This is a genomic window from Opitutia bacterium ISCC 52 (genome assembly GCA_014529675.2).
Taxonomy (GTDB): domain Bacteria; phylum Verrucomicrobiota; class Verrucomicrobiia; order Opitutales; family UBA2995; genus UBA2995.
In genome coordinates this window covers 1,248,037-1,266,188 of the sequence record CP076040.1, presented here as the reverse complement: position 1 = coordinate 1,266,188, position 18,152 = coordinate 1,248,037, and the positions used below count along the sequence as shown (strand labels likewise).

18 protein-coding genes are annotated in these 18,152 nt (G+C 47.7%); 10 read left to right on the top strand and 8 right to left on the bottom strand.

What is annotated here, in order from left to right; translation table 11 throughout:
* Positions 1–8 precede the first annotated feature (8 nt).
* The 5 genes from GA003_05500 to GA003_05480 all read left to right on the top strand — a co-directional run bounded on the left by GA003_05500 (position 9) and on the right by GA003_05480 (position 2,593).
* Entirely contained in the window at positions 9–1,013 is a 1,005-nt protein-coding gene (locus GA003_05500) for an aldo/keto reductase (protein ID QXD29427.1), read from the top strand.
* A gap of 139 nt (positions 1,014–1,152) precedes the next feature.
* A complete protein-coding gene (locus GA003_05495) occupies positions 1,153–1,488 on the top strand; it encodes a hypothetical protein (GenBank protein QXD29426.1) in 336 nt (111 codons plus the stop codon).
* Positions 1,485–1,937 (top strand): hypothetical protein, encoded by a 453-nt coding sequence (locus tag GA003_05490; GenBank protein QXD29425.1) that lies wholly within the window; start codon positions 1,485–1,487, stop codon positions 1,935–1,937. Before GA003_05495 ends, GA003_05490 begins: the two co-directional genes overlap by 4 nt.
* 100 nt (positions 1,938–2,037) lie before the next feature.
* On the top strand, positions 2,038–2,364 hold the full coding sequence (locus tag GA003_05485; GenBank protein ID QXD29424.1) for a sigma-70 family RNA polymerase sigma factor: 327 nt from the start codon (positions 2,038–2,040) through the stop codon (positions 2,362–2,364).
* Positions 2,357–2,593 carry an RNA polymerase sigma factor gene (locus GA003_05480; GenBank protein QXD29423.1) on the top strand — a complete coding sequence of 79 codons (237 nt, stop codon included), beginning with the start codon at positions 2,357–2,359 and terminating at the stop codon, positions 2,591–2,593. The genes GA003_05485 and GA003_05480 overlap by 8 nt, the downstream gene beginning before the upstream one ends.
* 161 nt (positions 2,594–2,754) lie before the next feature.
* On the opposite strand, the gene GA003_05475 is transcribed toward GA003_05480, so the two are convergent.
* Together GA003_05475 and GA003_05470 are read right to left on the bottom strand one after the other, a co-directional pair.
* A complete protein-coding gene (locus tag GA003_05475) occupies positions 2,755–3,426 on the bottom strand; it encodes an energy transducer TonB (protein QXD29422.1) in 672 nt (223 codons plus the stop codon).
* A gap of 90 nt (positions 3,427–3,516) precedes the next feature.
* A complete protein-coding gene (locus GA003_05470; protein ID QXD29421.1) occupies positions 3,517–4,041 on the bottom strand; it encodes a glycine cleavage system protein R in 525 nt (174 codons plus the stop codon).
* Positions 4,042–4,163: 122 nt separating this feature from the next.
* Between GA003_05470 and GA003_05465 the strand changes: the two genes are divergently transcribed.
* Both GA003_05465 and GA003_05460 read left to right on the top strand, forming a co-directional pair.
* The gene (locus GA003_05465) at positions 4,164–5,054 is read left to right on the top strand and encodes a DMT family transporter (GenBank protein QXD29420.1); all 891 of its coding nucleotides are present in this window, start codon (positions 4,164–4,166) and stop codon (positions 5,052–5,054) included.
* Positions 5,047–5,583, top strand: a complete 537-nt coding sequence (locus tag GA003_05460) for an NUDIX domain-containing protein (protein QXD29419.1) — start codon at positions 5,047–5,049, stop codon at positions 5,581–5,583. The genes GA003_05465 and GA003_05460 overlap by 8 nt, the downstream gene beginning before the upstream one ends.
* A gap of 13 nt (positions 5,584–5,596) precedes the next feature.
* On the opposite strand, the gene GA003_05455 is transcribed toward GA003_05460, so the two are convergent.
* Positions 5,597–6,013: a DUF481 domain-containing protein gene (locus tag GA003_05455; protein ID QXD29418.1), complete on the bottom strand. Its 417-nt coding sequence runs from the start codon at positions 6,011–6,013 to the stop codon at positions 5,597–5,599.
* A gap of 15 nt (positions 6,014–6,028) precedes the next feature.
* The gene (locus tag GA003_05450; GenBank protein QXD29417.1) at positions 6,029–6,670 is read right to left on the bottom strand and encodes a DUF481 domain-containing protein; all 642 of its coding nucleotides are present in this window, start codon (positions 6,668–6,670) and stop codon (positions 6,029–6,031) included.
* A 201-nt stretch (positions 6,671–6,871) separates the two neighbouring features.
* On the opposite strand from GA003_05450, the gene GA003_05445 reads away from it, so the two are divergent.
* The gene (locus tag GA003_05445) at positions 6,872–7,714 is read left to right on the top strand and encodes a mechanosensitive ion channel (protein QXD29416.1); all 843 of its coding nucleotides are present in this window, start codon (positions 6,872–6,874) and stop codon (positions 7,712–7,714) included.
* Positions 7,715–7,775: 61 nt separating this feature from the next.
* On the opposite strand, the gene dusB is transcribed toward GA003_05445, so the two are convergent.
* From dusB to GA003_05425, 4 genes are all read right to left on the bottom strand, one after another.
* Positions 7,776–8,765, bottom strand: a complete 990-nt coding sequence (gene dusB, locus GA003_05440) for a tRNA dihydrouridine synthase DusB (GenBank protein ID QXD29415.1) — start codon at positions 8,763–8,765, stop codon at positions 7,776–7,778.
* A 319-nt stretch (positions 8,766–9,084) separates the two neighbouring features.
* Positions 9,085–13,158: an ATP-dependent RNA helicase HrpA gene (hrpA, locus tag GA003_05435; protein ID QXD29414.1), complete on the bottom strand. Its 4,074-nt coding sequence runs from the start codon at positions 13,156–13,158 to the stop codon at positions 9,085–9,087.
* A gap of 505 nt (positions 13,159–13,663) precedes the next feature.
* Positions 13,664–14,269, bottom strand: a complete 606-nt coding sequence (locus GA003_05430) for a nucleotidyltransferase family protein (GenBank protein ID QXD29413.1) — start codon at positions 14,267–14,269, stop codon at positions 13,664–13,666.
* Positions 14,266–15,315, bottom strand: coding sequence for an XdhC family protein (locus GA003_05425; GenBank protein QXD29412.1), 1,050 nt, complete (start codon positions 15,313–15,315; stop codon positions 14,266–14,268). The genes GA003_05430 and GA003_05425 overlap by 4 nt, the downstream gene beginning before the upstream one ends.
* A 63-nt stretch (positions 15,316–15,378) precedes the next feature.
* Here GA003_05425 and GA003_05420 point away from each other — a divergent pair, with 63 nt between their 5' ends.
* Positions 15,379–15,855, top strand: a complete 477-nt coding sequence (locus tag GA003_05420) for a (2Fe-2S)-binding protein (GenBank protein ID QXD29411.1) — start codon at positions 15,379–15,381, stop codon at positions 15,853–15,855.
* The gene (locus GA003_05415; protein ID QXD29410.1) at positions 15,852–18,149 is read left to right on the top strand and encodes a molybdopterin-dependent oxidoreductase; all 2,298 of its coding nucleotides are present in this window, start codon (positions 15,852–15,854) and stop codon (positions 18,147–18,149) included. The genes GA003_05420 and GA003_05415 overlap by 4 nt, the downstream gene beginning before the upstream one ends.
* Positions 18,150–18,152 lie beyond the last annotated feature (3 nt).

The window sequence follows — 18,152 nt, the reverse complement described above, 5'->3', positions numbered from 1 at the left end:
CATAACCTATGAAATTTCGATCTCTCGGCTCAAGTGGCCTTCTTGTATCTCCTGTTTGTCTCGGAACAATGACCTACGGTTCGCCTGTTGAAGGGGCCGATGCGATAAAATTAACTCATGGAGCCATTGATTTGGGTATCAACTTTATAGATACGGCAAATGCCTACGAAGGCTACAATCGAGTATTGGGCTCTTCGGGCGGTGTCGCAGAAGAGATACTCGGAAAAGCTCTTTCAGATAGAAGAGACCGGGTGATCCTCGCGACCAAGGTAGGCGCACCACTCGGTCCTGGCCCACAAGATGCCGGACTTTCCCCTACCACGATTGGAAGAGAGCTGGATGCCAGCCTTAAACGCCTGAACACCGATTACATCGACCTCTACATTCTTCATTGGCCCGACAAACATACACCACTAGAAGCAACCTTGAGTGCGATTGAAACGGCTGTCCGCCAGGGGAAAATCCGATCTTTTGGTGTGTCCAATCACTTCGCTTTCGATCTCTGCGAGTTGCTCTGGTTATCAGATAAACATGGGTGGCCCAAACCGGTGTCCTCTCAAATCCCCTACAGTATGCTGAAACGCCACTTCAACATCGATCTTGAATTTTGCGACAAGCACAACATCGGTGTCACACCCTATCAAATCCTTGAAGGTGGGCTGCTAACCGGTAAATACAAGCGAGGGCAGGAAATCCCTGAAGGATCCCGGATGCAGGAAAACCCCAACTGGCTATCGAATCCTGAAGAAGGCATTTATAATCAGCTAGAAGCCACTGAAGCATTGGCAAAAGAAGCAGGTATTCCATTTTCTCAATACACCGTCGCCTGGACCTTAGCACAGCAAGCTATGTCTTCCGTAGTACTGGGAGTTAAAACACTGAAGCAAGTTGAAGATGCAATTGCCGGAGCAAATGCTCAGTTATCAGAGGACCTATTGGCTAAACAGGATGGCATCACACCGCCTCCGCATCGGCATAGTGCCCCATTTGTCCGCCCGACCAGCACGAGTTAAATAGTAGAATTGTCGGCGGTTTAAAGAGTTCAGGGTTAAATATAAATCCTGTTGAAGCTTTTTCGTACCTCGCTTAATTCATTGAAGGGTAATGACTCTCCGCGGGGTTATTACTCATGCATAGTTATGCTTATAGAATATGAGCGATAAAAACGAATTGGATTTCTTGTTGAGGAAATGGAAGAATGCACCTGCCTCTGATCCTCAACTCAAAAAGCGTGTGTGGACCCGCATAGCTGCGGAAGATTCCAGAAAAGCCCAATCCTATCGACATTGGCTATCACCACTACTGGAAATAATTTCAAAGCCATTAGGAGCCACTGCTTTTGTAGCCGCGAGCATCGTTTGCGGCATTCTGATTGCAGAACTTCGCTTGGATCGTAGTTCGAGTATTCGAACGGAGGAACTGGCCCAAAACTACATTCAGCTCATTGAAGCTCGGACTCAGCTTCTAGAAAAGAAGGACACACAGTGAAAAGCAGCATTCTTACCATTGTCCTGGGCCTGACCGCTGGTCTGTTCGCCCACTCCCTCTATTTCAATTCATTCAAGCCCTGCGAAGAGGATACCCTGGAATGCAAGTTGAGCTGGATTCAGGATTATCTGTCTTTAAGCGAAGAACAGTTTGAAGTGGTCGTAGCCATGCACCGAGATCATCAGCCAGAAGTCATTCAACTGGAGGAACAAATCCAAGTATTGGAACAACGGCTCGCTTCTCTTGAAGAAGAACGCGTAGAAAACGACCGCATCGATTTCATCGCATTCTACAAATACTTACAGGATAAGGTAGACCTCGATAAAACCAGAGACTCATCTACTGAAAGCTTTTTAACTAAAATTGGGGATGTAATGAACGTGAATCAAAAGGCCCGATTCGACGAATTACTCAAAGACTTCAAAACCAGCCTACCGGAAGAATCTTAATCGACTTTAACTTCCTCAATCCAAGCCCCACGATACTCAGACAGACCTCCGACTCTTGGAGGAGCTGAGAAACGGAAGAGATTCCGCTCTCAACGAAATCATGGATCGTTGGGAACGACCGTTAACCAGCTTTGCATGGCGCTACGTGCAAAATGAAACGGATGCACAAGACCTCGTCCAAGAAACTTTTGTAAAAGTCTATAAGAACAAAGACAAATTCAGACCAGATACCCGCCTTTCAGCTTGGCTTTTCACGACCTTGGCCAACCAATGCCGCAACTTTGGCCGCTGGAAAAGACGCCACCCTACAGTTGCCTTACTTAACATGAGAAATTCAGCTGAAGAGTCTGAAAATACGGTAAAAACGGATCCTTCTGATTCGGAGCCAACCCCCCGACACGAGCGCAGCGACCAACGACATGGTTGAATACTTAAAAAAGGCAATTAGCAACCTTCCGCACGATCTGAAAACCACATTAATACTCTACCAGCATGAAGGCCTTTCCTACAAGGAGATCGCTGAAATAGTCGGTTGTAGCACTAAGGGCGTTGAAACTCGCCTCTACCGTACTCGCAAACAATTGAAACGAGCCCTGCTACCCAAGTTTTCAGAGACAGATCGGATTGCGGCCACTCCGGACCAAGCAACAGGTTAGAATATCCTCTTAAGGCTTAAGTAACATAAATAGGAGGAGATCAATACTCCTCCTACTCATTGGGTAAACGTTTGTTTGGGTGCAAAATTACCGGGTCTTTCTAATTCTTATTTTCTTGGAACTTGAATACTTGACGGACCTGGATAGAAACCGGCTTCCCATTAACCAAGGGGGGGATTAAATTTCCATTTATCCACGGCGAGCAGCGCCGTTTTTCCAAAACTATCGTGAGAATACTCTGTCACATGAGGCATTCGAATATTCCCTTCTTCATCGATATGGAAAAGAACGGTAGCAGAACCTTCGATTCCTTTTCCTTTAAACTCAGCGGGATACAAGGGCGTTGTCATAGAGATGGGTTCAGGAATCTCATCCAATTCCCTCGGGCTATAAATCCGCTTCCCATTGACGAAATTAGAGAACCGTAATTTGGAAGCGGCAGCCTCGTGTATTCCCATTGAAAATACACCTCGGCGATCTTCAAACTTAAAATCAAATGGCTTAATAACGGATAGAGGCTCACCGTTGAGTTTTGCAGGCTTAAATTTCCATTTCTGGATGTACTCTTCGGCCAATTTCCCAAACAATGGATGCGTATAGGAGGCTAGATATACATCTTCAACTTCGCCCAGCTCATTTACATTCACTATAACCTGGGCCGATCCGTCAAAAATGCCTTCAAAAGTCATACCCGTCGGATATGCCGGAAGCACCGAATGGATAACTTCCAATGATTCAAAGTTTTCAACCGCAGTCGAAGCAGTGCTTTGACCAAGATTAATAAGGATAATAAGGGCGAAAGAGGAAAGTGATTTTGGGATACGTATTCTCATATATATTCGGGTTTGAAGAGCATAACACCCAGGACTGCAAAATCCCTTCGAAGAAAATCAACTTATCCCAATAAACAGGACCTGGAAACTTTAAATCTCCCTTTGCAGTTGCAGGTCGACCATCAAATCAGCGGCCACAGCCTCTAATTCGTCACGTAACGTTTCAGGAGCCAAACTGGCTGGTAATTGCAGCAACCCTCTCGCTTTGAACAGCAGTTCAGCAGACATCGGGGCCGTAGTGAGTTCTGTATGCAGTTCCTCGACATTAACATCCAGGCTCGCCAGTAAACCACTGATTCTACTTACAATGCCTACCTGGTCACTCCCAAGGAGCTCTAAAGTCACAAGGGATCGCTTGAGCTGACTTGAAGCAGCTAGTTCAGATCTCACTGTAATACTCAAGCCAGACTCCTGCAGCTGCAAAAGCGATTTCAATAGGGAGGCTTCCTTTGCTTCTTCAATGGCTACACGCAAGACTCCGGCAAATTGCCCACCTAAATGGGACATTCTACTTTCGAGCCAATTGCCCCCCTCGCGGGCCACCACTGAAGCGACCGACTCAACCAATCCAGGTTGGTCTTTTCCCATAAATGTTATCACCAGATGAATGCTCATAAGTAGTCAGTATTTGATTTTAGATTATCAAGGAGGCAGGCCACGGCCAAGGCAACAAAAAGGCCTCTTCTATCTCCTAAAAACCCGTTGACCTGAGTGAGGCCCCCGCCCCTAATCCCCAGATGCCATTTTGGGGAGAAACCTGGTCATTGATGTGCGCGCTTTTTTGGGCCAGCGCCACCATCTTGTTTCGTGTCGCAGTACGCGGCATACCAGCGATTGAATTGGCCCTCTTTAAGAACTCGTTCGCGACGATTCTCTTTTTCCTGACTTGGTTGGCTTTCCCAGACCTCGATGCACAGGGAGAGCTTTCAAGCAGTGATATCTTCATCCTTATAATATCCGGAATGCTGGGAATAGCGGTTGGAGACACACTTTTTCTCTACTCATTAAAGATTCTGGGCGCAGGGCGGAACGCAATCCTGGCCTGTCTTTTCAGTCCCTTTGTCATCCTACTCTCCCTACTGTTTCTAGAGGAAAAAATTGGAGTTCTTCAACTTGTCGGAATCCTCATCATACTCGTAGGTATCCTTCTGGCTATCTATCAGAAGCCACAGCATGCGATTTCTAAAGACCAGTTGATCAGAGGCACTCTCATCGGCATTGCTGCGGTGTTCTTCATGGCAGTGGGGATGGTATCAACCAAACCGATCCTTACCGATGCATCTCCAATCACGGTATCCTGTATTCGCTTACTCGGAGGAACCACCGGAATATTTCTATTCACGGTTTTTTCAGGACGTGTCTTTCACTCAATCCAAATCTTCAAAGGTCATCTTCCATGGAAGGTGATGCTCATCGGAGCCTTTGTGGGATCCTACTTGGCACTCTTCGCCTGGATTGTAGGATTTAAATATACTTCTGTTTCAGTCGCCTCGATTCTCAATCAAACATCCGTCTTTTTTACACTTATCCTGGCAGCCTTCTTCCTCAAAGAGCGACTTAGCCCATTAAAAGTAGCCGGAGCCACTCTGGGCTTTTTCGGCGTCCTGCTCATCATCTTAAATGCCTGAATCTAAAGAGCTCCCCTACTGCCCTCACTGCGGGGCCAAAACGTTCCATGCCGGATCCTTCAAGCCCTGGCATTGTACCTCCTGTAACTTTAAGCTCTACCCCAACATCGCGTCTGCGGCTGGGGTTTTCATTCGTGATACCCAAGGGAGAATACTCATGACGGAACGAGCACACGAACCCAGTTTGGGAAAGCTAGGACTACCGGGTAGATTTTTAGAGCGAAATGAAACGGCTGAGGAAGGCCTGATCCGGGAAGTCAAAGAGGAAGTAGGCATCCCCATTGAGAAACTCAAATACCTCTGTAGCTCTCCGAACCGATACGCATTTGGCGGAATCACCTACGACACCTTGGATCTTTTCTACACAGCGACTACTTCAGCAACCGAGACCATCATCGATCCCGAGGAAGTTGCGGCGGTTCATTGGATGCACCCCAAAGATATCAAACCAGAAGACCTGGCTTTCCAATTATTCCTCCAAGCCTTTGAGAGTCTCAAAAAGTGGCTTGGAGAAGAATCAGTAACTTGAACTGCCTAGGAGCTTAGCGCCAGGTCAGCAGCAACCGAGCATAGTAGGTGGTATCCATTTCATCCAAGCCAGGGACTGGCTCAGAATTATAATCGTTGTTGACACCAATACGTAGCTTCCAAAACTCACTCGTTCCAACTGGCAAATCCAGTGACGTTTCATGATAGACTCTGAAATTCCCAAAGTCTTCAAAGGATGGATTGTAGGTCAGAAGATTATTAAGCGTTCCCCAATTGAGTTCCTTGTAATGAATGAGGGCTAAATCAATACCTGGCGACTCCACCTTAGATCCATCGTTAAAGTTCTCATAGCGATAGGCGAGACCACCGCGAAACTCCAGCTTCTGGTCGTCTTTTCGAATCACATGTTTACCGATACCAAACGCGGCAGTCGCTCGGAGATCCAACAATTCAATATCATCTTTTTCCATCTCTCCACGAACATACTAAGAGAGGCTGTCCAAGAAGAATGACGAGTAATCGATTCCACCTTTAATCTCATCAGCCGTGGTGTTATCATTTTCTTCAGCGTTATCGATGGATCCATAAAACATCAGTCGGTCTTGCTTACCCTCAAGTACTGCAGTGGCTCCAACACCTACCGCTGAACGATCAGAGTTTCCAGACTTTCCGCTGATGTCCGCGCTCACGTCAAACTTCCACTTTCTCTCGTTGGCTGCGATCTCGGCCTTCAATGCTTTTTCCTTCGGGCTATCTTCGCCAGGTTGCCAGGCTGCAGTTACATTGCCAACGGATGTTTCAAACGTACCACCTTGTGCAGCGATCTTGATGGCATCACCTTCCCCGGATACAGTTCCCTTGAAGGTATTGCCGCCATCTGTAGACACATTGATCGTTTCATCAGAAGAAAACACGGCCACTTCAGACTTCTTAATGGAAAGCTCTCCGGCATAGGAGGTTTCAACTTTGATAACTCCACCCTCAATCGAAAGAATCTTCCCGTTGATAACGGATCCGTCTTTGGTTTCAATTTTCCCAGCAAAAACGAGCGGAGAAACAAAGAGTAAAATTAAGCTCACCAAGAGCGTTGCAGGTACAAACGTCCCTAAAGATATAGGTTGTTTCATAATGATAGGATGTTGGGATTCTACAATAAATTGTAGTAAGATAATCTGACCAACGATTCAGGCAATTTCAAATCTTTGTAAAAAGTGTCGCTTTGTATCGGTAAATCAAATACAGTAATCCCGTTTTACCAGTTGTTCCCGGGAAAAATAGGGAAATCGAACTTGTTCAAAATCTCTTCACATTAACTCAACAATAGCACTATGGATATCGATACAGTTGTAAACTGGCTTCAAACAGACGGCCTAGATTTATTAATCAAACTAGTAGTAGCGATCGTCATTTTCGTAATTGGAAAATGGATAGCTCGCAAAATCACTAATCTAGTCAATAAGGCCATGGGGAAAGCCAACATGGACGAAACACTAGTTTCGTTCCTAGGAAACGGCGTCTACATGGTCCTGATGGTCTGTGTCGTTTTGGCAGCCTTGGACTACCTGGGTGTAAAAACGACAGGCTTCGTAGCCATTCTTGGTGCCGCCGGCTTAGCTGTTGGTTTGGCTCTACAAGGCTCTCTGGCAAACTTTGCCTCAGGCGTGCTCATCATCATGTTCCGTCCCTTCAAAAAGGGTGATGCGGTTGATGGCGGTGGAGTTTTTGGAATCGTAGAGGAAATCACGATTCTGACGACCGTAATGCGCACACCAGACAACAAGGTCATTATTGTTCCGAATTCTCAAATCATGGGTGGAGCAATCACCAATTTCTCAACCAAACCTACGCGTCGCGTAGATCTGGTCATCGGATGTGGTTATGACGACGACTTAAAGAAAGTCCGTAGCGTTCTTGAAAGCATTCTCAACGATGACGAGCGAGTTCTCAAAGACCCATCTTACACCATCGGCTTATCCGAAATCGGTGACAGCAGTGTTAATTTCGTGGTTCGCCCTTGGGTAAATGCCGCTGATTACTGGGACGTTTATTTTGATGTGCAAGAGGAAGTATTTAATCGTTTTGGTGAAGAAGGAATTTCCATTCCTTATCCTCAAACAGACGTACACTTGTTCCCTGCGCCTTCGAACGACGGCGATCAGGCAGCCTCTTAATACAGGTAGTTACAATTTAGATACAAAGCCCGGTTGTAAGAACAGCCGGGATTTTTTATGCTTAAGCTCTCAGCTCGACAGTGGACAAGCTCTCATCCCTCAACGCGTATAATTCGTCCCAAGACTTCAGGCGACTCATCCGATTGCGCAACTTACGGGCTCCAGGAAAGCCGGCGACAAAAGTAACCATCCGGCCTTTCATTAGCCCCAGCAACATGTCTTCACGCAAATGACTGTAGTGCCCCTTCATAATCTCCGAGTAGCGAACTACTAATTCCCAGCGTTCTTCAATTGAAGGCTCAGGTGGAGCGACCCGGTCGTCTACTTTATATTTTAGCTCCTGAAACAACCAAGGATTACCAAGGGCAGCTCGGCCAACCATCAATCCACTTATCGAGTACTGTTCACGTAGCTTACAAATATCATATTTGGAACCAATTGAACCATTTCCAATTACCGGGATCGAAATGGATTCAGCAACTTGATGGATCACATCCCAGTTCGCATCTCCTTTGTACCCTTGTGCTTTGGTTCTCCCATGAATCGCCAAAGCCTGGACACCTACATCCTCAATAACTTTGCCCGCTTCGATAGCGACAATGGTTTGGCTGTCCCAACCCATTCGGATTTTTGCAGTCACAGGACAATCGGGAAGGGCTCGGACAACTGCCTGACAAATCTCACCCAAAAGGGGTAGGTCCTTCAGAAGGGATGAACCGGCGTTTTTGCAGGTCACCTTCTTGGCCGGACAACCAAAATTAAGATCGATAAAGTCAGGATTTAAACGATCCACGATTTTCTTGGCTGCATCCGCCATCGTGTCCGCTTCAGACCCGAAAATTTGCACCCCCATGGGTCGTTGCTCTTCGGTAAACTCAATCGAGTTCCAGACTTTGTAATCTCCACGTAGAATGGCATCGGCCAACACAAACTCAGAAACGACCACATCAGCTCCCTTCTCTTTGCACAGGGTACGAAAGCCGATGTCGGTAAATCCGGCCATCGGTGCCAAATAAAGCGGAAACTTTCCGTCCTGAAACCAGGGAAGCATAGCCGTTAAAATGAGAGGCGAGCTTGGACTGTCAAGCGAGGCCGTCCAAGGATCTTACCAATCCAGTTTCTTCACGGAGATGAGATGTTGAGGATGACGACCGAGAGGTGAGTGAGCGCACTTGTGTGTGTAATTGAATCTGGAGGGAGGTTCCGAGGAGCCTTGCGACGACAAGACCGGATGCAAAGCAGACCGGAACAGACTCAGCATGTCATCCCGAAATTCTGAGTATGATCTGTTCAAAGATTGTAACCTGCATAACCAACGCGCTGAACCTTGCTAGTTTACTATTTCACTCAGAATTGTTGAAGGAAGAAGATTAAAAATCCCGACCAATCTTAAACTCTTTTAAATCGATAACCGGTTTCGACTTCGGTTTGATATCCAATGAGTTGGGATTAATCAATCGCTTTATCTTATCGATTTGATCTTCCACTTTCCTGGGCGAGATTGAAACGGGAGTTCCCAATTCCTGAGCAAAGAGGCTCACACGAAACTCCTCCAACAACCACCTGAGTTGATTAAGTAAGCCCAGGCCAGCTTTGGGGAAATCGGGACTACTCAACCACTCCAGATACTGCTGCTTATAGTTATTTAATTCCTCCGCACGTTTAGCATCTTTGGGAGGATCGTTAATGAACCGCTTGCGACGGATTTGCATAGCCTCGAAGTAGCGAGGATATTCCTTAAGTTGGAGGAAGGGTCTTTTCAGTAAGAAGTCCTTGGGAATTAATTGCGCTAAGTCTTCAAACATTCCAGGATAACCTCGTTTCTCGACAGTAAGTAACTGTCGGTTCTTAAAAATGATTTTAAGCAAATCACTAAATTGAGGAACAAGGCCTTTTAGCTCATTTCGAATTCGTCGCACCAGTTCTTCGAATCCTTTCTGCTTAAGCGGCAACACTTGGTCAGATCGATAGAGATGACGGCACAGGTGAACATAGCTATGCTTCAGCAACGTATCCTGATGAACAAAGGTAACGCACAAGGGAGCCAATTGCTTCAAATCCCTTAAATCCTTTTGCAACCAGGCTAGCTCATAACGGAGGACCTTTTCGAGAAGCTTCGGTAAAGTCTGCCTGGTTGATGCATCGGCTTCAGCCAGGGATTTAAAAACCTGAACCTCACAGTCGCTTTCACCCTTTCCAAGGCCAGGGTATCCATAAACGGGTACTCCACCCAAATGACTCACCTCAACCCGTTCCGGTAAATCTCCAAAATCCCATTCCGTGACCTCTTTTCGTCCCCATTTCTTTTGAGCGACCGACCAGGCATCCCGATCTTTTTCATATTTCCGGTGCTTCTTCTCAGCATCTTTGATTTTGGCTTTAACTTCTACCGAAATGTCATCCATCGATCGAGCACTCGCAATGGCCTCGTCATTTTCATTCACGACTTCCAAGCGAACTTTCAAATGATCGGGAATCGCCGAATAATCCCAAACAACCGAAGGGATACCCACATCATACTTTTCCTTAACGATGACTGTCAGCGCCTCACTAAGAGAATAATCTCCAGGTTCAAGAAGCTGCATGATCTCACTGGCCTTTTCACCAATAGGGAAAAGCTTCCGTCTGACATCCTTCGGCAAAGCTCGGAGCAAAGCATCCACCTTCTCTTCCAGATAACCTGGAACAATCCAATCAAGAGCACCCGGCCGGAAAGAATCGAAAGCATGCAATGGCAGACTCAGTGTAGCACCATCCTTTTCCTCTCCCGGTTTGTAATGGTAGTGAAGTCTACGTTCACCTTCGGGCGTTTGAATGGTTTGAGGAAACTGTGCTTCATCAACTTCGACTCCCGATTCACCCAGTAATTCTCCCTCAGAGATTAACAGATCATCTTCAGGATGGGACTTCAACCAGGCATGCATGTCGGCCACCGAACCCATTTGTTTGATACGCTCGCTGTAGAATTGATACAAAGCCTCATCGAGTCCGAAAAATCCCGTCATCCTCGATCGTGCCTGTTTTTGTTCCACACGTTCAATCAAGGCCTGATTCTTCTCACGAAACTTAAGCTGAGTTCTTAAACTCTCACCCATCAGGCCTTCACGAATAAAGATCTCTGTCGCCGCGGCCGGATCCACCTTTACGTAGCCCACTCGCTTCACATCCACTTCCAAACCCAACAAAATGCACCGTTGTTTTGCCACCACACGTTCACCCTTTTCATCCCACCGTGGATCTGAGTACCGGTGTCGGATCAAATGCGCTCCCAGTTTCTCCAACCAAGCTGGATCGATGCCCGCAACGGTTCGAGCATAGACTTGGCCGGTTTCTACGATTTCCGAAGCCACGATCCAGTCCGGCGTATTCCCTTCAATCACATCGCGCGCTTGCTCGCCGGCCTTCTTCTTGCGCATTTCTCGGCTGGCTTTTTTATCAAACAAGGCCGAACCGGGAAAGATCATCGTCTTGCGATTGCGGGCAGCCCGATAGTGGTTGCCCATATCTTTGATGCACACATTGCTGAGCAACCCGGCAACAATCGATCGGTGAATCGCGATGTAATCCACATTCTTTCGACTCTTTCGATATTCACCCAAGTCTTTCATCACCAAAAGCAATTGCTGATGAATGTCCCACCACTCGCGCATACGTAGGTATGAGAGAAAATGACTTTTACAAAACTTCCTCAGTTGGTTTTGCGTCAGCTTCTCCGTTTCGTCGTGATAGGCGGCCCAGATATTGTAGAGCGTAATAAAGTCCGAGGAGTCATCCCTGAACTTCTTATGCATCAGATCCGCCTGCTCGCGTTTTTCTTCAGGTCGTTCACGTGGATCCTGAATACTCAATCCAGCCGCAATGATCAGAACTTCCTCTAAAGCTCCTTCCTCCTTAGCCTCCAGAATCATTCGACCCACCGTGGGATCCACCGGCAAGTGCGCAAGCTTCTTACCCAAAGGGGTCAATTCATATTTGGCATCTGCTCCTGAAGCCTGACCATCGACACCTTTTTTTCTACCTTTCAAGGCCCCCAGCTCAACCAGAAGCTGGTACCCGGATTGAATGGCTCTTGGACTCGGAGGATCAATGAACGGAAAGGTTTCGATATCACCTAAGTCAAAGACGAGCATCTTCAAAATAACAGCCGCTAAATTGGAACGCAGTATTTCAGCTTGTGTATATTCAGGTCGTTTCAGGAAATCCGCTTCTGAATACAAGCGAGTACAAATACCGTTCTCGACACGGCCGCATCGCCCCATCCGTTGATTAGCGCTACTTTGGGAGACAGCTTCAATTGGCAATCGCTGCGTTCGAGTTCCGGCGCTGTACCGACTTAAGCGCACGTATCCAGTATCCACTACAAAACGAATGCCAGGTATCGTGAGGGATGTCTCCGCTATATTCGTAGATAGGATAATCTTCCTGTTACCACTCCTGGAAAATACTTTCTGCTGATCGCCTGATGACAGTCTTCCAAATAGAGTAAATATTTCTACATGCTTCCATCGACGCCCCATAAATACATCTCGTGTTTCCCGGATATCCTTCTCTGCCGGAAAGAAAACCAAAATATCCCCACGATTGTGTTCCTCAATCAGCTGCTCCACCGCAGCCACCGCACCATCTAAATAATTGGCACTTGTTCCAGGGAGCAATTCCTCCAGCGGCAGATACTCCAGGTCCACTGGGAACATACGACCAGACACTTCGATGATCGGTGCATCGCCAAAGGCTTTTGAAAATGCCTCCGTATCGATGGTTGCGGAAGTTATAATAATTTTCAGATCCGGTCGCTCTTCCCTAAGCTGATTCATGTAGCCCAGAAGGAAGTCGATGTTGAGGCTTCGCTCGTGAGCCTCATCGATGATCACCGTGTCATACTCCAGCAAATGACGATCTCCATGAATCTCCGAGAGAAGCATGCCATCCGTCAGAAATTTGATGCGCGTATCCTTTCCTGTTTTGTCCGTAAATCGGATTTTGGCCCCGACCTCTTTTCCCCAGGGAACTTTCAGTTCCTCCGCTACGCGCTGGGATACTGACAAAGCCGCTATCCTTCTCGGCTGCGTGCAGGCAATCTTACCCTTAACGCCACGCCCTGCATCCAAACATAGCTTCGGAAGTTGAGTGGTTTTTCCGGATCCTGTTTCACCAGCGATGACCACGACCTGATTCTCTTGAATCGTTCGACGGATCTCTTCCCGGTGCTGAGAGATAGGCAATGCATCTGGAAACGTAATATCAGGGAGTGAATCTAAAAGCCTGGAGCATCGTTTGGAAGACGCTTTAGCATCGGCTAAGAAGCTCGCCAATTTCTTTTCCACAGCTTTTGGATTTCTGGGAGGCAACAGTCTCTCAACCTGTTCACGCACACGCCACTGAACAGCTACCTCGCATTCAGGTAATAACCGCTCCAACTCCGCTGCCTGTTCCTTCCAGTCCATGTTTTGTCCCGACATTTAAATTCGCCCTAGCAGGGGTCAACGTCATTAAAAATCGTTCTCGTCCCCTCAAAAATCCTCCCTATTATTCGAATACAGAATCCATGCTTTAAAAAAATATATCCGGTGGCCAAACCGGTGCCGATCGCGCCCACTTGATGCTACTCTGGAATTGGTAAAGATGGAGTCGAAATGTGCAGTGTCAATAAGGACAGACTTGGCAAGAGCAGTAGCACCCCCATCGACTTGGTTCGATTCACTACCAACAATAAAGCGCCCATCACCTGGAGCGCGACTATGATAATGGATAGCTCTTGCGAGTATCCGAAAAAGGCAAATAGGAGTTCGAAACCACTTAGTTCATTGACCGGTGTATCTATCAGGCTGGTCGCTTTAAACTGCCACGGCTTCTACATACCATATATAAAGATGACAATTGCAGCGGAGAATCGGAAACTCTGTTCAATGATAACGAAACGTTTCGTGAGATTTGAACTAAAGGAGCCATTCAGCTCTCAGCATTTACCAGATCATCTGGCAAATCTAAATCTCGAACAACACCACCAGAATCAACCGTCACTAATTCTAAATACTCACTCGCTTGCTGGATAATCGATCGGGCTCCCTCATCACATTCCAGCTTGGCTAATGAATCCATATATGAAATTGGAAACACAACCGGATGTCCTCGCCTGCCATTATAAACAGGTAGGGCAACTCGACTACGATTCAGTTCGCAAAATCGTGCTAAAACTCGCTTCACAGATCCAAGCTCCAGGTAAGGCAAGTCACCCAGACAAACCATGATCCCCGTGAAATCCCGTGGATCGATTCCCTGGACGCCTTTTGCCAGTGAAGTACCCATCCCAGATTTCCAATTAGGATTATTCACGCAATCGATCTCGTAATTTGAGAGCAATGAAACCACAGCTTCGTGATCTCCGCCGGTCACTACACAAATCTTCGAAACACCACTGTGTAGGATACATCGAACAACCCGTTCCAATACAGCAACTCCATCCAACTCAACCAACAGCTTATTTTCGGGGCCATAACGCTTAGATTCCCCAGCAGCGAGAATGATGGCGCAAATGGATCCAGCGTCTTCGGTCATCCTTTTGCGGTATCTTCAACCTGATTTTTGAAACTCTGCTTATTTTTAAGCTGCACCATTTCAGCTACAATACTCACAGCAATCTCGGCAGGGGTAGTACTTCCAATATCAAGACCGACCGGTCCATGAATCCGTTCCAGCTCAGCCGCATCAAATCCTTTGGCAGACAATCGCTTCAAACGAGCTCCGTGACTTGTGCGACTTCCCAAGGCACCCACGTAAGAACAGTCACTCTTTAAAGCAATCTCCAGAGCTTGATCATCAATCTTCGGATCATGAGCCAGCATCACCGTGCTATCGAAGGGAGTGAATCTAATTTCCTTCAAAGCGACCTCCGGCCATTTCTGAATCAAATGATCGGGCTTTGTTTCGAAGCGTTCTTCCTGAGCAAAGCTTTCCCGAGGATCGATGACGATGGTCTGGTAGTTTAGCGCTTTCGCGAAATGAACCAGGCTAAGGGAAATATGACCGGCTCCGATAATGAACAATCGATAGGGTTGGGCTATTAATCGCAGGAGTATCTTTGAATCACCTTCCCCAATTTCATACGTGTGGCCTTCGTTAATCATGACCTCTCGCGCCTTTTGCAACGTGAACTCATCCCAGTCACTTTCATCACCCGTTATTGTTCCGTCTTCCAGTAGCAATGCCTGCTTGCCATCACCCGACAACCATACGCCAGTTCCATGCGCTTCATGCAACGCAACCAGTGAAGCCACTAGCTTGGTTTCATAAGTAAAGCGTTCCACGCGAACCCCAATCCTGCCGCCACACGAAAATGCCACTTCCCAGGGAAATCCCTGGCTCGGGCCAAACTCAGCCCAACGGGTCTTTCCGTCCGCCACGCATGAGACAGCCATTTCGATGACTTCCGTCTCAATACAACCGGCACTGACAGATCCAATAAAGTGTTTCCCATCTGCAGAGATAGCCAAGACTGATCCAATTCCCCTCGGGGAGGGATTGCGGGCACTCACCACCGTAGCCAAGGCAAAAGCTTGTTCGGCTTCGATCCATAATTTGAGCTGTGACCAAATTTCGTGCATAAGGAACTTTGACTTACTTAAAGCGACTATTTAGAAAATCTAAACATTTCATTCAATTACCCTATGGCAACCATACAAATTCAGGTTAACGGGACAAATCGAGAAATCGATGACATCGATCCCACGACTCCCCTACTCTGGGCACTGCGCGACCATCTCGGCATGGTCGGCACTAAATTCGGCTGCGGCAAGGGCCTCTGTGGTGCTTGTACCGTCCACTTAAACGGGACAGCCATCCGATCCTGCAGCACGCCAGTGTCGGCAGTTGAAGGCCATATGATTACAACCATTGAAGGCTTAGCCAAGGACGAGGACACCTTGCATCCGGTTCAGGAAGCCTGGATGGAACACGACGTCCCTCAATGTGGCTACTGCCAGGCAGGACAGATGATGAATGCATCCGCGCTCCTCGCCATCAATCCAAAGCCTTCGGATAAGGATATCGATAATGCGATGGCAGGAAACATTTGCCGCTGCGGGACATACAAACGGATCCGCAAAGCCATCCACACCGCAGCTGAGAATGGAGGTGCACGATGAAGAAGGATCTTTATGACTACGAGTTGATTCCAGACGTCGATATGCCAGCTGAGTTTGTTCAGCGAATCAAAGACTACGATGAATTGGACGATAGCTCTGTAGATACCAACATGGCCCGGCGCCAATTCTTGAAGTTATCAGGGATAGCAGGAGGTGGTTTGGTCTTAGCCTTTGCGATGGGTGGAACACCGCGGGCAGAAGCGGCTCATCACGGCAGTAAGAAAGGTGCCGCAGCACTCAATGCATATGTGCAAATCAAACCCGACGGTACCGTCGTCATTGCGGCTAAGAATCCAGAAGTTGGGCAAGGGGTAAAAACCTTCCTACCCATGATCATCGCGGAGGAGCTCGAAGTACCTTGGGAATCCGTTTCTGTTATCCAATCAGATATTGATGAAAAACGTTACGGTCGCCAATCCGCAGGTGGATCACAATCCACCCCTCGCAACTGGACACCAATGCGTGAAGCAGGAGCAACCGCGAGAACGATGCTCGTAAATGCCGCCGCTGAAAAATGGGGAGTAAATGCCTCGCAATGTAGAGCCGATCAAGGACAGGTCATCAATAAGTCGAACGGAAAAACACTCGGCTACGGAGAATTGGCCAGTGCTGCAGCAAAGCAAGCCATTCCAGACCCTAAAAGCTTAAGCTTTAAAGATCGCAAAGACTTTAAACTACTTGGCAAATTTGTAGGCGGCGTGGACAATCACGCTCTGGTTACCGGTCAACCACTCTTCGGTATCGATACTCAGCTTCCTGGTATGCTGAACGCCGTTTCCGTGAAGTGCCCTAGCATTTATGGCAAAGTCAAACGCGCCAATCTGGATGAAGTGAAGAACCTGCCAGGTGTGGTAGATGCTTTCGTCATTGAAGGCAATAGCGTCGACGGTGAGCTAAAGCCTGGTGTGGCGATTGTTGCCAAAACCACCTATCAAGCGTTTCTGGCAGAAAAAGCGTTACAGGTTTCCTGGGACAAAAGCGAAGCCTCCAATGAGTCATGGGGAGACTTTAAGGAAATGGCCAAGGAAGTAACTTCCAAGCCAGGTCCAGCCTCTGAGGAAACAGGCAACATGGCCCAAGCCATCGCCGATGCAGATCAGGTAGTCGATAGCTACTACACTTATCCATTTCTGTCACACTCCAATCTAGAACCACAAAACTGTGCTGCCTGGTTCCGGAATGGGAAAATGGAGATTTATGCGCCCACGCAAACACCTCAAGCTATTGCCGGTCCGGTTTCCAAAATCCTAGGTCTTAAGCAAGAAGACGTAGTCATCAAACAACTCCGCGGAGGAGGTGGATTTGGCCGACGACTGATCAACGACTGGGTGTGTGAAGCAGCAGCAATTGCTCACAAGGTGGATGCGCCGATCAAGATGACCTGGAACCGGGAAACCGACATGGCCCATGACTTCTTCAGGGTCGGAGGATTCCACAACCTCAAAGGCACTCTGGACAAACAAGGCCGGCTGACGGGATTACAAGATCGAACCATTGTATTTACAAACAAAGACAATGGTCGTCCCGTACGCGGGGGCGGCATTCGAGGTGGCAACATACAAGCACCCGAGATTCCAAACGTACGCATGGAAACGCATCAAGTTCCACTCACTATTCCATGTGGTTGGTGGAGAGCACCCACGTCTTGTTCCGTAGCTTGGGTATTCCAAAGTTTTATCCACGAAATGGCTGAAGCCGCTGAACGGGACCACCTGGAATTCCTTCTGGAGCAATTCGGACAACCAAGACACCTAGGCAAAAAGACTGCTCGTGACTTCAACACCGAGCGCGCGATCAATGTCACCAAGCACGTCGCTGAGAAAGCGAACTGGGGACGTAAGCTGAAAAAGGGCCAAGGCCAGGGCTTGTCATTTTACAATAGCCACCTCGGCTATTTTGCCGAAGTAGCGGAAGTGACGGTCGATAGTTCCAACCGAGTAAAAGTAGATCGCGTAGTAGCCTCCTGCGATGTGGGCATGCTGCTTAATAAAAGCGGTGGCGAAAACCAGGTGGAAGGATCCATCGTGGATGCGATTTCAACCTTGGCCGGTCAGGAAATCACTTTCGAAGAAGGTGCCGTTCGCGAATCGAATTTCGACGACTATCCACTCTTGAGAATGCCTTCACAACCGCAGATCGACATTCATTGGTTAACCACGGACTACGCACCCACCGGACTCGGCGAGCCCGCCTTCCCTCCGGCGGTAGCCGCAGTCACCAACGCCATCTACAATGCGACCGGGAAACGTATCCACACCATGCCGATCTCGAAAGAAGGATTTCAAATCGTGTAATCC